This is a genomic window from Cognatundibacterium luofuense, from assembly GCF_018139685.1.
GTDB classification, from domain to species: Bacteria; Pseudomonadota; Gammaproteobacteria; order Burkholderiales; family Burkholderiaceae_D; genus Undibacterium; species Undibacterium luofuense.
Genome location: NZ_JAGSPN010000482.1, coordinates 1 through 310, shown reverse-complemented (window position 1 = coordinate 310; position 310 = coordinate 1). Strand labels below are relative to the sequence as shown.

The 310-nt window shown below is 41.0% G+C and carries 1 protein-coding gene; it reads left to right on the top strand.

Translation table 11 applies throughout. The features are described 5' to 3' along the window. A partial coding sequence (locus KDM89_RS21320) for a hypothetical protein (protein ID WP_212689798.1) occupies positions 1-310 on the top strand: 310 nt, incomplete at both ends.

Here is a 310-nt window from a genome sequence, read left to right as displayed (position 1 = left end):
ATCAATTTTTTGCTATAAAAACAGGGCAACAGGCTGAACCATTAGTCGTCGATCTTAAAGACCTTTTTCAAGTTATCTATAATGTAAAGAAAAAGGAAGAAGAAAAGAAAAAGGTTGAAGAAGCCAACAAAGCGGAAGAGAATGGGAGTGAGGCCCTAATGACCCTTGATGATCAAGCTAACAAACTGAAGCTGGGTGTTGACCAGATGGATTTGTTTGGGGACATGTCTACACCTCCTGACCTAAATAATCCAACATCTTCAGCAAACGACCTGCTTGCTTCAGATATCTTTGCCTCAGAACCTCCAGG